Origin of the sequence: Nonomuraea sp. NPDC023979, assembly GCF_040639085.1 — a bacterium.
Lineage (GTDB): Bacteria > Actinomycetota > Actinomycetes > Streptosporangiales > Streptosporangiaceae > Nonomuraea > Nonomuraea ceibae.
Genome location: NZ_JBEZZG010000001.1, coordinates 503990 through 519964 on the forward strand (window position 1 = coordinate 503990; position 15975 = coordinate 519964).

Below are 15975 nucleotides of genomic sequence, written 5' to 3' on the forward strand. Positions count from 1 at the left end.
GAGCTTGAGCCGCCGTCACAGAGTGATGGCGTTCTTGGCCCGGTCGACGGACTCCTCGGCGGCGGGGCCGCCCGGGTTCTCCAGCGCGAGGGCCTGGTTGACCTCGGCGAAGGGCCGCATGCGGGCCTCGTAGCGGGCGAACGCGGTCTCGTGACCGGCCCTGCCCAGCTCCTCGGCCAGCACGTACGCGCCCACCAACGCCAGGCTGGTGCCCTGGCCGGACATCGGGGAGGGGCAGCAGGCGGCGTCGCCCAGCAGCGTCACCCGCCCGGCCGACCAGCGGTCCATGCGGACCTGGGCCATGGCGTCGAAGTAGAAGTCCGGGTCGGCCCACATGCCCTCCAGCAGCTTGGGCGTCTCCCAGCGCAGGCCGCCGCAGTGCTCGGCGGTGATGCGCTTGTGCTGCTCGACGTCGCGGTGGTCGTAGGCGATCGGCCCGGCGTTGAAGCCCAGGTAGACCTTGATGCGGCTGTTGTCGCGGGTGGTGAAGAGGCCGTAGCCGGCGTCGCCGTCCTTCAGCCAGGTCTGCCAGTCGCGCAGGCCGAGGAAGTTGTCCATCGTGCAGATGCCGACATATTGGCCGATGGGGTGGACGAAGCGCTCCTCGGGGCCGAAGGCCAGCCGGCGCACGGCCGAGTGCAGCCCGTCCGCGCCGATCACCACGTCGTAGTCGGCCGGCTCGGCGTGGGCGAACGTGACGCGCACGCCGTGCTCGTGCTCGAGCAGCGCGGTGATCGAGTCGCCGAACCGGTAGCCGGCCGGGGCGTGCTCGTGCAGGATGCCCGCCAGGTCGTCGCGGAACAGCTCCACGTCGTCGTTGTCGAGCCGGCCGCCGCTGTAGGTGGTCTCGGTGGTGCGGAAGACCTCGTTGCCGTCGCCGTCGAGCACGGACATGCCCCGGTAGGCGGTCCTGGCGTCCCGGACCCGCTCCAGCAGGCCCATCCGGTCGACGACCTCGAGCGCCGCGCCGCGTACGTCGACCGCGTGCCCGCCGGTGCGCAGAGCGGGTGACCGTTCGACGACGGTGACGGCGAAGCCCTGGCGGCCCAGCCAGTACGCCAGCGCGGATCCGGCGGTCCCCGCGCCGGAGATGAGTGCCTTCTTCATGGTGAACCCCTCTCGTGTACGACTGAACGTACAGCGTAAATACAGAGGTTGCAAAGGGCTATCTGGTAAGTTCTGTACTAGTACAGAAGGAGAGACGCATGCCCGCGCCGTACCAGCAGATCGTCGACGACCTCCGGCGGCGGATCGACGACGGCGAGCTCGCGCCCGGCGACCGGGTGCCGTCGACCAGGCAGATCGCCATGAAATGGGGCGTCGCCCTCGCCACGGCGGCCAAGGCGCTCGCCACGCTCGGCCACGAGGGCCTGGTCGAGGCCCGCCCGCGCTCCGGCACCGTCGTCGCCGACCGCGCCCAGCGGCGCCGCCCGCAGGGGGAGCAGGGCCTGACCCGCGAGCGCGTCGTCGCGGCGGCGATGGAGATCGCCGACGCCGAGGGGCTGGCCGTGCTGTCCATGCGCGGCGTCGCGGCCCGGCTCGGCGTCTCGGCCATGTCGCCCTACCGCTACGTGGGCGGCAAGGAGGAGCTGGTGGCGCTCATGGCCGACGCGGCCTACGGCGACGCCGAGTGGCCGGAGACGCTGCCGGAGGGCCGCCGGGACCGGATCGAGCTGATCGCGCGGCTGCTGTGGCGGGTGCACCGGCGGCACCCGTGGCTGGCCCACGTCACCCCGCTCAACCGGCCGCTGCCCCTGCCGAACCTGATGGTCTACGCCGAGTCCCTGCTGGCCGCGCTCGACGGCCTCGGCCTCGGCTCGGTCACCATGCTCAACCTCCAGGTCCTGGTCTTCAGCCACGTCCAGGGCCTGGCCGCCAACCTGGAGCACGAGGCCCAGGTCCAGGCGGCGACCGGGGTGTCCGACCAGGAGTGGGTCGACGCCCGGATGAGCGCCCTCGACCTGCGCCGCATGCCCACGTTCGCCAAGGTGCTCGCCGGGCTGCCGAGCGAGGGCTACGACCTGGACCTGGACGCGTTCTTCGAGTTCGGCCTGCAGCCGCTGCTCGACGGCATCGACAGGCTGATCGAACGGTCGGCGACGAGTTAGAGCCAGCCGGCCTCGGTGGCGATGCGGATCGCGTCCTGCCGGGTGCGGGCGTTCAGCTTGGTGACGGCGGAGGCCAGGTAGTTGCGCACGGTGCCGTAGCTGAGGTACAGGTCCCTGGCGATGTCGCGGGGCGCGGCCCCGGCCCCGGCGCCGGTCAGGCGCAGCACGCCGCGACGTCGCGGATCGCGGCCACCAGCTCCTGCGGCCGCGCGTCCTTGAGCATGAACCCCGACACGTGCGCGTCGACGCCGCGCCGCAGGTTGCCGGGCCGGCCCAGCGCGGTGAGGATCAGCACCCGGCAGCCGCCCGCGAGGCCGCCGCCGAGGCCAGGGCGGTCGCCGCCGCTCCCGGCGCGCCTTCGACGCCCGCCGCCCCCACCGGCCCGCCCGATGCGCCGTCGCGGCTCGCTTGGTGGGCGCTCACCGCGATGACCGTCAACGTGGCCGTCATCGCGCTCCACAACGTCGCCGACAGCGGGCCCGGCAGTGGTGCCGCCGATCCCGGCCGCTGGGCCGTCGCCGTCACGGCCGCGGTCCTGGCCGTCGCGTTCCAGCTCCACCACGGCGTGCCCCGGGCCAGGCCCGCCCGACACTGGCGGCGGACGCTCCCAGCGCACATCCTCGCCGTCACCGCCGCCGCGCTGCACGTCGGCGAAGGCGCCCTGTCGCCGCTGGTCGGCCTGGCCGTGGCCAACACCCTGCTGTGGCTGCCCGCCCGCTGGTCCGTGCCCGCCGTCGCGCTCGGCGCCGGCCAGTAGTTCCGCGTGCACCGATGCGCCATGCACAATGCACGGCCCGCCCGTGAGCCCGCCGGGCCGGTTGCTGTATGAATGATCGCAGCATGGCCTGGTGAGCGGAGGCGGTCCCGATGACCAACGGTGACACGGTCTCGGGACGGGTGATCTCGCCGGTCCTGGTCGGGCGCGAGGAGGAGCTGCGCCGCCTGGCCGCGGCGGTGAGCCGGCCACCGGCCGTGGTGGTGCTCGAAGGCGAGGCCGGGATCGGCAAGAGCAGGCTGCTGGCCGAGCTGGCGGCACGGCCCGAGACCGCCGGCCGGCTGCTGCTGCGCGGCGGTGCCCGGCGCATCCGGGAGCCGTTCCCGCTCGGGCCGCTGGTGGAGGCGTTGCGCGGCGCCGAGGAGCCGCTGGCGCGGGCCGGGCTGTCGCCGGTGGCGGGCGCGCTGCGCGGCCTGCTGCCCGAGCTGGCCCCGGTGCTGCCGCCCGCGCTGGACCCGCTCGACGACCGGGCCGCCGAACGGCACCGGCTGTTCCGAGGGCTCGCGGAGGTGCTGCGCGCGCTCGGCCCGGTGGTGCTGGTCGTGGAGGACCTGCACTGGGCCGACGAGCAGACCGTCGAGTTCCTCGCCTACGCGCTGGCGGTGCCGCCGCCCGGGCTGTCGATCGTGCTCACCTACCGGGGCGAGGAGGCCGGCGCGGTCGTCAGGGAGGTGACCGGGCGTCCGGCGGACGCGGTGTTCCACGATCACATTCTGCTGAAGGCGCTGGACGTCACCCAGACCGGCGACCTGGCCGCGGCGATCCTCGGCGAGTCCGGCGTCACCGCCGACTTCGGCGCCCACCTGCACGAGCTGTCGTCAGGGCTGCCGCTGGCCGTACAGGAGCTGATGGCCCTGCTGCGCGCGCGGGGCGCGCTGATCAGGCTGCGCAGCGGGCGATGGGCGCGCAAGGCGGTGGCGGAGCTCGACGTGCCGCCCGGCGTGCGCGACTCGGTGCGCGAACGGGTCGCCCGGCTGCCCGAGGCGGCGCGTGCCGTCGCGGAGGCAGCCGCGGTCTTACAGGCCCCGGCGCGGCCGGCCGACCTGGCCCGGGTGTGCGGGCTGCCGAGGGCCGACACCGTGGCCGGGGTGGACGAGCTGCTGGTCTCCGGGCTGCTGGCCGAGCAGGCGGGCGCGGTGGCGTTCCGGCACGTGCTGGCCGCGCAGGCCGTCTACGGCGCGATCCCGCTCGGGCGCCGCCAGGAGCTGCACGCCCGCGCGGCGGCGGTCGTACGGGAGCTGCGGCCCGTGCCGCTCGGCCAGGAAGCCCACCACCTGCGCCAGGCCGGGCGGCTGGCCGACTGGGTCGAGGCCGCGGAACGGGCGGCCGAGCAGGCCTCGCGCCTCGGCGACGACGCCGAAGCCGTGCGCATCCTGGAGGACGTGCTGCGCCACGCCCCGCTCGACCCGCGACGCCGGGGCCGCCTGGCCGCGCGCCTCGGCTGGGCCGCCGCCCAGGTGCTGCGCCCGCCCCAGATCATCGGCCTGCTGACGCAGGCGCTGGAGACGGAGCAGCCCGGCCCGCTGCGCGGCGAGCTCAACTTCCTCGTCGGCATGCTCCAGGAGAGGCTCGGCGAGGACTCGGGCGCGCAGCGCCGCACCATCGCCGCCGCCGTCGGCGACCTCGCCGACCGGCCCGACCTCACGGCCTGGGCGATGGCGTCGCTCGGCAGGCCGATGGACCCGAGCGTGCCGCTGGCCGAGCACGTCACGTGGCTGGAACGCGCCCTGGAGACGACCCCGCGCGTCGGCGACCCGGCCGAGGAGGTCTTCGTCCTCGGCAAGGTCGCGACCTCCTTCAGCGGGTACGGCGACCCGCGCTGGCTGGAGCTGACCGAGGAGGTGCGCCGCAGGACCGGCGGCCGGCCACGGCACCGGCAGGAGGTGGGCGCCTACCGGTCCATCGCCGAGAACGCCTGCCTCGCGGGCAACTACGCCGTCGCCGCCGACCTGCTGGCCGCCGCCATGCGCGGCGCGGCCGGCGAGGAGTCGTCACGCGAGCCGCTGTCGCGCTGCCGGCTGGTCGCCCTCCTGCTCGCCTGCTGCCGTGGCCGCTGGGACGGGCTGGAGGAGGAGACCGCGCTGCTGCTCGACGAGTACGGCGGGCGGCCGTTCGACCGCCTGGGCGCCGAGATCGTCGCAGCCTGCCTGGCGCTCGCGCGTGGCGAGCTCGACACCGCCCGGCGCGAGCTGCCCGAGGTCACCGGCACCGCCCTGGTCCAGGGGGCCTACGAGCTGCTTCCGCTGTCGATGGCCGCCTTCCTGCGGCTGTCCACGGCGAGCGGCGAGGCCGGGGCCGCGCTCGCGGCCGTCGAGGCGGCGGTCGAGGTGTGGGAGGTCAAGGGGCTCTGGCCGCTGGCGGTGCGCGCGCTGCCCGCGCTGGCCGAGGCGATGGCGGCGGCGGGCCGGCGTGCCGAGGCCGCCGCGCTGGTGGAGCGGGTGTCGGCGCAGCTCGACGGGCTCGACGCGCCGATGGCTGCGGCGGCCCTGGCGCACGCCCGCGGCCACCTCGCCGCCGACGGCGCGGACGCGGCGGCGCTGTTCCGCGCGGCGGCGGCGGGCTACGACCTCCTGGGAGCCCCGTACGAGGCGGCCCAGTCCCGCGAACTCGCCGCCGCCCACCTCTTCACCACCAAACCCACCAAACCCACCGAACCCGACCCCGCCGAACCAGCCGCCCCACCCGGGAGGGCCGCCTCTTCGGGGGCTGCCGCCTCTTCGGGGGGTGCCGCCTCTTCCGGGGCTGTCGGCCTCTCCCGCCCTTCGGATGCTCCGGGGTTGTTGTTGGAGGCGATCGCGGGGTTTCGGGAGCTGGCTGCGCGGTGGGATCTCGACCGGGCGGCGCAGCTCGCCCGCAAGCACGGGGTGACGGTCAGGGGCCGGTATCCCGGCGGCCCGCAGGGGTACGGCGCTGACCTGTCGCCCCGGGAACGGGAGATAGCCGAAATGGCCGCCGCCGGGCTGACGAACCGGGAGATCGGCCGCCGGCTGTTCGTCTCGCCCCGGACGGTCGAGAAGCACCTGGGCGCCGCGCTGCGCAAGCTCGGCCTGCGCTCCCGCACCGCGCTCGCCGCTCACCTCGGGGACCCCCGTAGTGACCCGCCCGGTACGGGGGCCGCGAATGGGGTGGCCTACCCATAGTCCCCACCGGCGGTGCGGACGACGCTTGGGGCATGTCCGAAACCGACGCCACCGACGGCGATCCGGCTGACTCCGACCCAGCGCGGAAAGGACCGGCGGCCCCGCCGGAGCAGCCGGTCATCGAACCACTCGAAGACGCCCCCGAAGGGTTCGAGCCCGTCTGACTCTCACCCCTCAGCACCCGAAAGGGCAGTTCGGTATGTCTCCACGCACTTCACCGCATGATCCCCCCTCCTTCAGGCCCCGCCGCACCGGCGCGCTGATCGCGGCCTCGGCCCTGGTCCTCGGCACGCTCGCCGTTCCGGGCGCGCCCGCTCTGGCCCAGGAACCCGAGCCCGCCGCCCCGGCGACCGCCCCGGCGACCGCCCCGGCGACCGGGCAGGTCACCGGCCCGATCGCGCTGGCCGGGCTCGGCAAGGGCGACCGCACGGTCACCCTGATCACCGGCGACCGGGTGCGCCTCAGCGACGCGGGCGGCGGCACGTACTCCGTCCGGCCGGAGTCGAGCGTGCGCCCCGACGGCACCACCGCCCAGCTCTCCACGCTCGCCACCCCGGACGGCGTCTACGTCACCCCGAGCGACGCCGTGCCCGCCATCAACGCGGGCCGCCTGGACCGGGAGCTGTTCAACGTCACCTACCTGGCCGAGAACGGCTACACCGACGACCGGGCCAAGCAGTTACCCGTCATCGTGCAGTATCCAGGGCAGCACACGGACCGGGCGGTCGCCTCGGCGGCCGAGGCCATACCCGCCAGCGAGCCCGTGCTCACGCTGGAGAGCGTCAACGCCGCCGCGCTGGCCGTCACCAAGGCGGAGGCGGGCGCGTTCTGGACCGCGGTGCGGGCCGAGCCGGACGCGAGCGGGTTCGCCGGGCGGGCGGCGCTGCGCGGCGGGATCGCCAAGGTGTGGCTGGACGGCAAGGTCAAGGCCGATCTGGCGGAGAGCGTCCCGATGATCGGCGCCCCGCAGGCGTGGGCCGGCGGGCACGACGGCGCGGGTGTGAAGGTCGCCGTCCTCGACACCGGGGTGGACGCCACGCACCCCGACCTGGCGGACCGGATCGCCGACAGCAGGTCCTTCATCCCCGGCGAGGAGGTGCGGGACGGCCACGGCCACGGCACCCACGTCGCCTCCACGATCGCCGGCTCGGGCGCGGCCGGAGGCGGCAGGCACAAGGGCGTCGCGCCGGGCGCGCGGTTGATCGTCGGCAAGGTGCTGTCCGACGCGGGCTCGGGCCAGGACTCACAGATCATCGAGGGCATGGAGTGGGCTGCCGCCTCCGGCGCCAAAGTGGTCAGCATGAGCCTGGGCGGCGGTGCCAGCGACGGCAGCGACCCGATGAGCCAGGCGGTCGACGCGCTCACCGCGTCGTCCGGCGCGCTGTTCGTGATCGCCGCGGGCAACGCTGGAGAGGGCGGCGCCGAGACGGTCGCCACCCCTGGCACCGCCGAGGCCGCGCTCACCGTGGCCGCCGTGGACAAGAACGACGCATGGGCCCCGTTCTCCAGCCAGGGACCGCGGGTCGGCGGCGGGCTCAAGCCGGACATCGCCGCCCCCGGCGTGGCCATCGCCGCGGCGCGCGCCGCGGGCACGAGCATGGGCAGCCCGATCGACGAGCACTACACGGCCGCGAACGGCACCTCGATGGCCACCCCGCACGTCGCCGGAGCCGCCGCGATCATGGCGCAGCGGCACCCGGAATGGACGGGACCGCAGCTCAAGGCCGCGCTCATGTCGACCGCCAAGGACGACGCCCTCAGCGTGTACAAGCAGGGCGCAGGCCGCGTCGACCTCGCCACCGCGTACACCCAGCAGGTCTTCGCCGTCACCGGCGGGATCGACTTCGGCGCGGTGGAGAGCGGCGCCGAGCCGGCCACCCGCGAGCTGACCTACACCAACCTGGGCGGCGCGCCCGTCACGCTGACGCTCGCCCCCACCCTGAGCGGGTCGGACGGCGGCGCGGTCGAGGGCGCGCTGAGACTGGGCGCGACGACGCTCACCGTGCCAGCAGGAGGCGCGGCCACCGCCACGGTCACCGTCGACCCCAAGGCGCTGGCAAAGCTGGACAACTACACCGGCGCCGTCACCGCGACCGCCGACGGCGTCCGGCTGCGCACCCCCGTGGGCGTCGTCCGTGAGACGCCCAAGGCCACGCTCACCATCCACACCCTGGGCCGCGACGGCAAGCCGCTGACCCCGTGGGCTCAGGACACGATCGACGTGTCCGGCGGCAAGGGCGTCATCGGCGGCGTCTCCGTGCCCGCCGAGGGCACCACGATCGTCCGCGTCCCGCACGGCGTCATCAGCGTGGCCCAGTTCGTGCAGTGGGTCGACGACGACGACCGGCTCAACCTGGCGATGCTGTCGGTGCCGGAGCTGACCGTCACGGAGGACACCGAGATCACGCTCGACGGCCGGAAGCTGAGCCAGGTGCGGTTCAGCACCCCGCAGCCGGCCGAGCCGCTGAACAACTACGTCTACCTGGCGTATCAGCGGACGGTCGGCAACGGCGACTCCTACATGGGGTTCACCTGGCCGCGCGCGCCCTACGGAGGGGCCGCCAAGCTGTGGGCGCTGCCCACCGAGAAGGTCACCAAGGGCGCCTTCCGCTTCCACACCCGCTTCACCCTCGGCCGGGCCGAGGTCGCCATGAGCGTGCGCGGGCGTGACAAGCTCACCCTGCACCCGATGACCGCGCTGCACGGCGTCAACACCGCCGGGGTGCACGAGCAGAGCGACGGCTTCCCCGGCTACGTGCCGCTCACCGGGACCCGCGACCTGGACGTCGTCGACGTCGGCGAGGGCAGGCCGGAGGACCTCGCGGGCCGCGACCTGCGCGGCAAGCTCGTCCTGCTGGAGGCGCCGCTGTCGCAGGGCGTGTTCGGCGACGCGTGCGGCGTGCAGATCGAGCGGCTCGGCCCGATCCGTGACGCCGGCGCGGCGGTGGTCGCGTACTTCCCGAAGCCCGGGTCCGGCTGCGCGATCCCGCTGGGCTTCACGCAGGTCCCGTTCACGGGGGAGGCCAAGCCCATCGGCGTCGCCACGGTGTCGCTGCCGTCGGCCGAAGGGCTCGCCCTGCGCGCCCGGCTCACCGGCGGCAAGCGGCTGACCGTACGGGTGACCGGCACCGAGGAGACGCCCTACAGCTACACCTTCGCCCCTTACGAGGAGGGCCGGGTGTCCCGTTCGCTGCACTACACCTTCGGCGAGCGTGACCTGGCCAGGGTCGATCTGGACGCCCACGTCGTCGCTCCTCACCGCTACGACGACTGGCGGTACGCGCACAAGCCCGACGACGTCATGCCGCTGTCGACGAAGCTCGCCGGGTGGGGCGGCCCCCGGCTCGGCCTCCAGGAACGCCGCGACTGGGTCGGGCCGCTCGACGGCGGGATGCTCTGGTCGCACGGCATGGAGGAGCTGCGCGGCACGCCGGCCGACGCCCGGGTCCCGCAGTGGGCGCTGGAGGTGCTCGACAAGCCGGTCCGGATCCGTCAGACCTGGATGGCCACGCCGTTCACGCCCGGCGCCGCGACCGGCTCGGACAAGGTCTACAAGCTGGCCAAGCCGGGCGCGAACCTCGGCGCCTTCTTCCGGTGCATGATGTGCGTCCAGGGCGACAAGCTGTGGGCGGAGTTCGAGCCCAGCTACGGCTCCCCGGGCGCCAGGCAGTACAGCGGCGGCTACTGGCCGACGAACGACCTGACCAAGCCGGGGTTCGAGGTCCGCCTCTACAGGGACGGCAAGGAGATCCCGCGCACCGAGGCCGGCGGCTCGACCGTCCTGCCGGTCTTCACCCTGCCGCAGCAGGCGGGCAGCTACCGGCTGACCGCCAGGAACGACCGGCACGACACCGAGTGGACCTTCACCGCCCCGGCGGCCGGGGCCGAGCGGCTGCCCGGTTCGTTCTGCTCGCTCGAAGTGCTGTACGGCACGGCGGACCCCTGCAAGCCGGCCCCGGTCGTGTTCGTCGGCTACGACCTGGGTGACACGCTGGACGCCGCCAACAGCGTGCGCGCCGGTCGTACGCACGCCTTCACCGTGTCCGCCTACCACTCGCCGTCCGCGTCGGACATGCCGGGCATCGCCGGTCTGAAGCTGTGGGCCAGCACCGACGACGGCGCCACGTACACGCCCGTCCCCGTCAAGCGCGGCAAGGACGGCACGTACACCGCCAGGACCCGCTATCCCGCGCTCGGCGCCACCAAGGGCGCCGTGACCCTCAAGGTCGAGGCGTGGGACAAGGCGGGCAACACCGTCAAGCAGACCACCGTCCGAGCCTTCGGCCTGCGTTAGTCAGCTCGTGAGCGCCCGGCGTCGCCGACGCCGGGCGCTCACGCGTCCCGGCCCGGGCGGAAGGCCGTTTCGTACAGGTCGTCGAAGGTCTTCAGGAAGTCGTTCCAGTCGCCGTTGAGGTTGACCACCAGCGTGCGGTGGCCCTGGCGGTCGCCCATCGCGAACGAGGTCGAGCCCTGGATGAAGCCGCCGCCGCCCCAGAGCGTCACCCCGCACGGGAGCCGCTGCTCGTAGACGCCGAGGCCGTAGCGGGTGCCGGGCACCCAGTCCGCGCCGTCGGTCGGGACCGTGGTGAACATCTCCTCCTGCTGGGCGGGCGGCAGCAGCTCGCCGTCGAGCAGGGCGCGCAGGAACCGGTGCAGGTCGGCGGTCGTCGAGACCATGCCGCCCGCGGCCCCGGCCCAGCTCAGGTCGGCGTCCGTCACGTCGTGGAGGTCGGCGGGCCCGCCGCCCTCGTCGGAGCGGGAGTAGTGCCGGGCGCGCGGCTCGCGTACCGTTTCGGCGCCCGTCGGCAGGTACGTCCCGGTCAGGCCGAGCGGGCCGGCGATGCGGCGGTCGATCTCGGCGGCCAGAGTGGAGCCGGTCGCACCCTCGACGATCATCCCGGCCAGCGTGTAGTTGAGCTTGGAGTAGATGAAGCGCGTGCCCGGCGTCTCGGGGCGCGGGGGCTCCTGGCCGATGACGGCGTCGGGCAGCCCGCTGGTGTGGTTGAGCAGCTGCCTGACGGTGATCGCGGAGCCGTCGCCGCCCAGGTGCTCCTCGACCACGCCGGGCAGCCACGTGGCCACCGTGTCGTTCAGGCTCAGCCTGCCCTCGGCGGCCAGGCGCAGGACGACCGTGCCGGCGAACGCCTTGGTGAAGCTGCCGATGCGGAAGTGCTCGCCGGGCCGCCGCTTGCGGCCGGTGGTCAGGTCGGCCACTCCCGCCGTGCCGAACCAGCGGGTCCCGTCGCGGTCGCGCAGCTCGGCGACGATGCCGGGGCCGTCGCCGTCGGCCACGGCCCGGTCGAGGGCGGCGGCGAGCTGATCGGGGCGGAACGGGGACATGGTGCCTCCAGAGGCGTCAGGGGAAGATGCAAGCAACCGTAGTTGACTATTTCGAATTTAGTCAACTGCGGTTGCTTATTCTGGAGGCTCCGGGCTATGCGGCCCCAGTGGGCTTCTTCGTGCCGCGCACCTTGGCGTAGTGGCGGGCGGCCCTGGCCCGGTTGCCGCAGCCGGCCGAGCACCACTCGCGCCGCGCGGATTCGCGCAGGAAGTAGAGCACGCATCCCGGGGCCTGGCAGGCGCGCAGCTCGTGGCGCTGCGGCCCGGCGAACAGGGTGACGGCGTCCTCGGCCAGCGCGGAGAGCGCGGCGTCGACGGCGCGCCCGGCGGTGCGCACGACGGCCTGCGGCTCCGGGCCGGTGCGCAGCTCGTGCCAGCGCGGGGCGCGGGCGGCGTGCGCGTTGAGCGTCGCGACCGAGCCGGGCCCGGGCTCCTGCCCGGCGACGGTCGCGGCGGCGAGGGCGCGTACGGCCTCCCGCAGCTCCCGCGCGTGACGCAGGTCGTCGCCGGTCACGCCCAGGAGGTCGGCGTCCGAGAGCGGGACGGCGAGCCGGTCGCGCACGTCGCGCAGCCACGCGGCGAGGTGCTCGACGGTACGCAGGCCGTCGAGGACCTGGCCGCGCACGGCATGCGTGGTGTTGCCGAGTTCGATCGGCGGCAGCTCCCCGAGCTGGGGAGCGCCGCCACCGGTGAGGTCTGCCACATCCACACTTCTAACGCTACCGGCAGCTTGACACCGTGAGGACCGTCCGCCATATTTCTAACGGTCGTCCTTGCCTTTAACCATGAGAAAAACCGGAGGACTCGCATGAGCGCACTGGCCCTGCGGACCGGCCACGTCGGCCTGAACGTGACCGACCTGGCCCGCTCCACCGCCTTCTACCGCCAGGTCCTGGAGCTGGAGGTCTACAACGAGCAGACCGACGGCGACCGCCGCTACGCCCTCCTCGGCCGCGACGGCGCCCTGATGGTCACGCTGTGGCAGCAGAGCGACGGCGCGTTCCCCGCCGACCGGCCCGGCCTGCACCACCTGTCGTTCCAGGCCCCCGACATCGAGGCGGTCCACCGCGCCGAGGCCGTCCTGCGCGGGCTCGGCGTGCAGCCGCTGCACGACGGCGTCGTCCCGCACGGCGAAGGCGCCTCGTCCGGCGGCGTGTTCTTCACCGACCCGGACGGCATCCGCCTGGAGATCTACGCCCCCTCCGGCGCCGACACCGCACCCGCGCCCACCAAGGGCGCGCCGACGTGCGGCTTCTTCTAGAACCCAGCGGCCAGGAAAGGAGCCGACCGTGCTCCACCACGGCGAACACGTGGTGCAACGCCGGGCCGGGCTGACCACCGACGGATGGGGATCGGCGGGTGTCGGCGCGGCCGTCCCGCCGGTCGCCGCGAACTTCCTCCGCGAGCAGCGGCTGGTCGTGATCGCGGCCGCCGACGACACCGGCGCGGCCTGGGCCGGGCTGATCACCGGCCCGCCGGGGTTCGTCACCGCCCCGGACGACCGGACCGTCGTCACCGACCGGCTGCCCGGCGCGGGCGATCCGCTCGCCGGCCTGTTCGACACCGAACGCGACCTCGGCATGCTCGTCATCGAGCCCTCCGGGCGGCGCAGGATGCGGGTCAACGGCCGGGCCCGCAGGGACGGCGACCGGCTCGTCACCAGCACCCACCAGGTGTACGCGAACTGTCCGAAGTACATCCAGACGCGTACGTACCTCGACGAGCTGCCCTCGCCGGGCCGGGCGGCGGCCGTCACCGGCGAGCTGACCGATCACCAGCGGCGGTGGATCGCCGGGGCCGACACCTTCTTCGTCGCCACCTACGCGGCAGGGCAGGGCGCCGACGCCTCGCACCGGGGCGGGAACCCCGGGTTCGTCACCGTGACCGGCGACGGGCGGCTCACCTGGCCCGACTACACGGGCAACTCCATGTTCATGACGCTGGGCAACCTCGCCGTCGAACCCCGCTGCGGGCTGCTGTTCCTCGACTGGGAGAACGGCGACACACTGCAGCTGACCGGCCGGGCCCGCGTCGACTGGGACCCCGGCCGGGCCGCGGCCGTGCCCGGCGCCCACCGGCTCGTCGACTTCGAGGTCGAGCGGGCCGTCCAGATCACCGGAGGGCTTCCGCAACGCTGGTCGTTCGGCGGCTACTCGCGGTTCAACCCGGCCCAGGCCGCCGAGAGGAGGGCGTGATGCGGGTCCGCGTCGACGACGCCCTGTGCCAGATCCACGCCCAGTGCGTGTTCGCCGCGCCGGAGGTGTTCAGCCTCGACGCCGATGACGAGCTGGTCTACGACGCGGAGCCCGGCGACGCGTACTGGCCCGCCGTCGAGGAGGCGGCGCGTGCCTGTCCCGTCCAGGCGATCACGCTCGAAGAAGACTGACCGAGGAGAGAGCTCATGACCGTTCCGCCCTTCACCGAAGAGAGCGCCCGCGCCAGGGTCCAGGCCGCCGAGGACGCTTGGAACACCCGTGACCCGCGCCGCGTGTCCCTCGCCTACACACCCGACTCGGTCTGGCGCAACCGGGACGAGTTCGTCACCGGCAGGGAGGAGATCGTCGGCTTCCTGACCCGCAAGTGGGCCAGGGAGCTGGACTACGCGCTGCGCAAGGAGCTGTGGGCCTTCACCGCCGACCGGATCGCCGTCCGTTTCCAGTATGAGTGGAGCGACGCGGCCGGGGGATGGTGGCGCAGTTACGGTAACGAGCTGTGGGAGTTCGACGCGAGCGGGCTGATGCGGCGGCGCGAGGCCAGCATCAACGACCTGCCGATCGCCGCCGGCGAGCGCCGGATCTTCGGGCCGCGCGGGGAGGATGAGCGGGGCGTGCCCCTGCCGCTCGCCTGACAAAGAGGGAAATAGCCGGTATTTCCTCCTGGTTAACTCTCGTACAGCGATGATCACGAGAGTCAGGAGACGCGATGACCTCACCGGGCGATCCGTTCAACGCGGGCGGCGACCAGGAGCTCGGCCGGCTGCTGGACCAGTTCCGGCAGGACGTGGCCGCGATCGAGCGGCTGAGCGGCCGGATGGCCGCCGTCAAGGGACGGGGGGAGGCCGCCGAGGGCCGGGTGGTGGCCGAGGTGACACAGACGGGGGCGCTGACCGGGCTCACCATCGACCCGCGCGCCATGCGGCTCGGCTCCGCGGAGCTGGCGGCGGCGGTACTCGAAGCGGCGGGCCGGGCCGCCCGGGACGCCGAGCGGGAGGCGGGCGACCTGGTGGCCCCCTTCATCGCCGAGACCGTGCTGGACGGCGCGGGCCCGAGCGGCGACCGGCCGGGCGCCGGGGGCGACCGCGGGCGGCGGCCTTGAGGATCAACCCGGGCCGCGCGAGCATCTACGGGTTCGGCGCGCTGGGCATCGCCGGGTTCGTCTTCAAGATGCTCGCCGTGGACTACCCGACCGGCGACCCGGCCAAGGCCCGCCAGGCCGCCGAGGTGTGGGCCAGGCTGGCCGAACGCGTCGAGCGGAGCCCGGACAAGACGTTCGCCGCCGCGGAGACGGTGTGGAGGCAGAACAGCGGGGCCGGGGTCGACGCCTTCAAGAAGGCGGTTACCGCCGGCCTCTATCCACAGCCGCCCACGGCCGGCTACGCCGCCAGGCTCGCCCAGCGCTGCCGGCAGAACAGCCAGGCGTGCGCCGAGTACGCGGAGGTCATCGAGACCGCGCGGCACACGTACTGGACGCTGGCGCTGGCCAACTTCGCCAGCTTCATCTTCATCACCACCTTCCCCTGGCAGGCGGGGACGGCGTACCAGATCAGCCAGTTCCTCATGCGCCGGGCGCAGGCGGGCATGCTGGCCAAGCTGCTGGAGCACAGCGTCGCCAGAATCGTGCTGGCCAAGCTGACGGAGTACACGATCGGCAGCACCTTCTTCGCCGTCGGGGACGTGGCCGTGGTCGCGGGCGTGAAGGCGCTGCGCGGGGAGGACCCCGGCTCGCTGGAGCAGAACGCCACGCAGGCGCTCAAGGAGTTCGCCGCCTCGGTCGCCTTCTACGGCGCGTTCGACGCCGCGATGCCCCTGGCCGGCAGGATCAGCCAGAATCCCGACGTCCGCTACTTCCTGAGCCGGGTGGCCGGCGGCTCCATCGGATACGGCCCCTCGTACGACGCCATGAACGGCCAGGAGGGCGCCGAGCTGATCCCGACGTGGAAGGAGACGCTGGGCCGGCTGCTCCTCTACTTCACGATGGCGCACAAACCCGCGAGCTGAGGAGGACGGCATGGACATCCACAAGCACATGATGCGCTCGGCGGCGCACGCGTTCGACGTCGAGCGGGACGAGCTCGGACGGTTCGTCGGGGAGGCGGCCAGGGACCTGGAGGCGATCGGCGCGTTCTGGGGTGACGACGACCTGGGCGCCACGTTCCTCAAGGGGGAGGGTGGCGCGTCGGGGTACGAGGCGGTGACCGGGCAGATCCAGGAGGGGGTGGCGAACTTCCTGACCGGGCACGGGGAGATCGCCCGGCGGCTGCGCCTGATGAGGGACAACGTCGAGGTGGGGGACTGGAACCAGGTCGCCCTGATCCTGTCGAAGCTCCCGCCCGGCGACCCGGACCGGCCGATCTGGGGGGCGAGCTGATGTTTCGGTAGCCGTACGAAATTTT

Annotated in this window: 18 protein-coding genes; 12 read left to right on the forward strand and 6 right to left on the reverse strand. The window is 73.7% G+C overall.

Annotated features, from left to right (window positions below; translation table 11 throughout):
* Positions 1-15: 15 nt before the first annotated feature.
* Positions 16-1107 carry an FAD-dependent monooxygenase gene (locus tag AB0G11_RS02445; RefSeq protein WP_357583434.1) on the reverse strand — a complete coding sequence of 364 codons (1092 nt, stop codon included), beginning with the start codon at positions 1105-1107 and terminating at the stop codon, positions 16-18.
* Between the two features lie 98 nt (positions 1108-1205).
* Between AB0G11_RS02445 and AB0G11_RS02450 the strand changes: the two genes are divergently transcribed.
* On the forward strand, positions 1206-2108 hold the full coding sequence (locus AB0G11_RS02450; protein WP_357583436.1) for a GntR family transcriptional regulator: 903 nt from the start codon (positions 1206-1208) through the stop codon (positions 2106-2108).
* Here AB0G11_RS02450 and AB0G11_RS02455 read toward each other — a convergent pair.
* The 3 genes from AB0G11_RS02455 to AB0G11_RS02465 are packed head-to-tail and all read right to left on the reverse strand — an operon-like array spanning position 2105 to position 2558.
* Positions 2105-2275 carry a LuxR C-terminal-related transcriptional regulator gene (locus tag AB0G11_RS02455; protein ID WP_219510310.1) on the reverse strand — a complete coding sequence of 57 codons (171 nt, stop codon included), beginning with the start codon at positions 2273-2275 and terminating at the stop codon, positions 2105-2107. The two genes, AB0G11_RS02450 and AB0G11_RS02455, sit on opposite strands and share 4 nt — an antisense overlap.
* On the reverse strand, positions 2263-2403 hold the full coding sequence (locus tag AB0G11_RS02460; protein WP_357583438.1) for a hypothetical protein: 141 nt from the start codon (positions 2401-2403) through the stop codon (positions 2263-2265). Before AB0G11_RS02460 ends, AB0G11_RS02455 begins: the two co-directional genes overlap by 13 nt.
* Positions 2397-2558 (reverse strand): hypothetical protein, encoded by a 162-nt coding sequence (locus AB0G11_RS02465; protein ID WP_357583439.1) that lies wholly within the window; start codon positions 2556-2558, stop codon positions 2397-2399. Before AB0G11_RS02465 ends, AB0G11_RS02460 begins: the two co-directional genes overlap by 7 nt.
* Here AB0G11_RS02465 and AB0G11_RS02470 point away from each other — a divergent pair.
* The 4 genes from AB0G11_RS02470 (at position 2536) to AB0G11_RS02485 (ending at position 10317) form a co-directional block, all read left to right on the forward strand.
* A complete protein-coding gene (locus tag AB0G11_RS02470) occupies positions 2536-2865 on the forward strand; it encodes a hypothetical protein (protein ID WP_357583441.1) in 330 nt (109 codons plus the stop codon). The genes AB0G11_RS02465 and AB0G11_RS02470 overlap by 23 nt on opposite strands.
* A gap of 110 nt (positions 2866-2975) precedes the next feature.
* Positions 2976-6023 carry an AAA family ATPase gene (locus AB0G11_RS02475; protein WP_357583443.1) on the forward strand — a complete coding sequence of 1016 codons (3048 nt, stop codon included), beginning with the start codon at positions 2976-2978 and terminating at the stop codon, positions 6021-6023.
* A gap of 32 nt (positions 6024-6055) precedes the next feature.
* Positions 6056-6187, forward strand: coding sequence for a hypothetical protein (locus AB0G11_RS02480; protein WP_281427272.1), 132 nt, complete (start codon positions 6056-6058; stop codon positions 6185-6187).
* Positions 6188-6222: 35 nt separating this feature from the next.
* Entirely contained in the window at positions 6223-10317 is a 4095-nt protein-coding gene (locus AB0G11_RS02485) for a S8 family serine peptidase (protein WP_357583445.1), read from the forward strand.
* Between the two features lie 38 nt (positions 10318-10355).
* Here AB0G11_RS02485 and AB0G11_RS02490 read toward each other — a convergent pair whose 3' ends face one another.
* Both AB0G11_RS02490 and AB0G11_RS02495 read right to left on the reverse strand, forming a co-directional pair.
* The gene (locus tag AB0G11_RS02490; RefSeq protein ID WP_357583447.1) at positions 10356-11363 is read right to left on the reverse strand and encodes a serine hydrolase domain-containing protein; all 1008 of its coding nucleotides are present in this window, start codon (positions 11361-11363) and stop codon (positions 10356-10358) included.
* 94 nt (positions 11364-11457) lie between these two features.
* Positions 11458-12072: an ABATE domain-containing protein gene (locus tag AB0G11_RS02495; protein ID WP_357583449.1), complete on the reverse strand. Its 615-nt coding sequence runs from the start codon at positions 12070-12072 to the stop codon at positions 11458-11460.
* Positions 12073-12171: 99 nt separating this feature from the next.
* Here AB0G11_RS02495 and AB0G11_RS02500 point away from each other — a divergent pair, with 99 nt between their 5' ends.
* The 7 genes from AB0G11_RS02500 to AB0G11_RS02530 all read left to right on the forward strand — a co-directional run bounded on the left by AB0G11_RS02500 (position 12172) and on the right by AB0G11_RS02530 (position 15950).
* Positions 12172-12624 carry a VOC family protein gene (locus AB0G11_RS02500; RefSeq protein WP_357583450.1) on the forward strand — a complete coding sequence of 151 codons (453 nt, stop codon included), beginning with the start codon at positions 12172-12174 and terminating at the stop codon, positions 12622-12624.
* A 28-nt stretch (positions 12625-12652) separates the two neighbouring features.
* Positions 12653-13558, forward strand: a complete 906-nt coding sequence (locus AB0G11_RS02505) for a pyridoxamine 5'-phosphate oxidase family protein (RefSeq protein ID WP_357583452.1) — start codon at positions 12653-12655, stop codon at positions 13556-13558.
* Positions 13558-13749: a ferredoxin gene (locus AB0G11_RS02510; RefSeq protein ID WP_357583454.1), complete on the forward strand. Its 192-nt coding sequence runs from the start codon at positions 13558-13560 to the stop codon at positions 13747-13749. Before AB0G11_RS02505 ends, AB0G11_RS02510 begins: the two co-directional genes overlap by 1 nt.
* A gap of 15 nt (positions 13750-13764) precedes the next feature.
* Positions 13765-14211 carry a nuclear transport factor 2 family protein gene (locus tag AB0G11_RS02515; protein ID WP_357583456.1) on the forward strand — a complete coding sequence of 149 codons (447 nt, stop codon included), beginning with the start codon at positions 13765-13767 and terminating at the stop codon, positions 14209-14211.
* Between the two features lie 74 nt (positions 14212-14285).
* Positions 14286-14678 carry a YbaB/EbfC family nucleoid-associated protein gene (locus tag AB0G11_RS02520; RefSeq protein WP_357583458.1) on the forward strand — a complete coding sequence of 131 codons (393 nt, stop codon included), beginning with the start codon at positions 14286-14288 and terminating at the stop codon, positions 14676-14678.
* Positions 14675-15580, forward strand: coding sequence for a hypothetical protein (locus AB0G11_RS02525; RefSeq protein WP_357583460.1), 906 nt, complete (start codon positions 14675-14677; stop codon positions 15578-15580). Before AB0G11_RS02520 ends, AB0G11_RS02525 begins: the two co-directional genes overlap by 4 nt.
* Before the next feature lie 10 nt (positions 15581-15590).
* Positions 15591-15950 carry a hypothetical protein gene (locus tag AB0G11_RS02530; protein ID WP_357583462.1) on the forward strand — a complete coding sequence of 120 codons (360 nt, stop codon included), beginning with the start codon at positions 15591-15593 and terminating at the stop codon, positions 15948-15950.
* Positions 15951-15975: the final 25 nt, after the last annotated feature.

What these genes read in the sequence shown, in the direction of transcription:
- AB0G11_RS02485 (WP_357583445.1), top strand. Translation starts at nt 6,223, where the DNA reads ATGTCTCCACGCACTTCACCGCATGATCCCCCCTCCTTCAGGCCCCGC.
- AB0G11_RS02510 (WP_357583454.1), top strand. Translation starts at nt 13,558, where the DNA reads ATGCGGGTCCGCGTCGACGACGCCCTGTGCCAGATCCACGCCCAGTGC.
- AB0G11_RS02530 (WP_357583462.1), top strand. Translation starts at nt 15,591, where the DNA reads ATGGACATCCACAAGCACATGATGCGCTCGGCGGCGCACGCGTTCGAC.
- AB0G11_RS02515 (WP_357583456.1), top strand. Translation starts at nt 13,765, where the DNA reads ATGACCGTTCCGCCCTTCACCGAAGAGAGCGCCCGCGCCAGGGTCCAG.
- AB0G11_RS02490 (WP_357583447.1), bottom strand. Translation starts at nt 11,363, where the DNA reads ATGTCCCCGTTCCGCCCCGATCAGCTCGCCGCCGCCCTCGACCGGGCC.
- AB0G11_RS02445 (WP_357583434.1), bottom strand. Translation starts at nt 1,107, where the DNA reads ATGAAGAAGGCACTCATCTCCGGCGCGGGGACCGCCGGATCCGCGCTG.
- AB0G11_RS02520 (WP_357583458.1), top strand. Translation starts at nt 14,286, where the DNA reads ATGACCTCACCGGGCGATCCGTTCAACGCGGGCGGCGACCAGGAGCTC.
- AB0G11_RS02470 (WP_357583441.1), top strand. Translation starts at nt 2,536, where the DNA reads ATGACCGTCAACGTGGCCGTCATCGCGCTCCACAACGTCGCCGACAGC.
- AB0G11_RS02475 (WP_357583443.1), top strand. Translation starts at nt 2,976, where the DNA reads ATGACCAACGGTGACACGGTCTCGGGACGGGTGATCTCGCCGGTCCTG.
- AB0G11_RS02500 (WP_357583450.1), top strand. Translation starts at nt 12,172, where the DNA reads ATGAGCGCACTGGCCCTGCGGACCGGCCACGTCGGCCTGAACGTGACC.
- AB0G11_RS02480 (WP_281427272.1), top strand. Translation starts at nt 6,056, where the DNA reads ATGTCCGAAACCGACGCCACCGACGGCGATCCGGCTGACTCCGACCCA.
- AB0G11_RS02450 (WP_357583436.1), top strand. Translation starts at nt 1,206, where the DNA reads ATGCCCGCGCCGTACCAGCAGATCGTCGACGACCTCCGGCGGCGGATC.
- AB0G11_RS02465 (WP_357583439.1), bottom strand. Translation starts at nt 2,558, where the DNA reads ATGACGGCCACGTTGACGGTCATCGCGGTGAGCGCCCACCAAGCGAGC.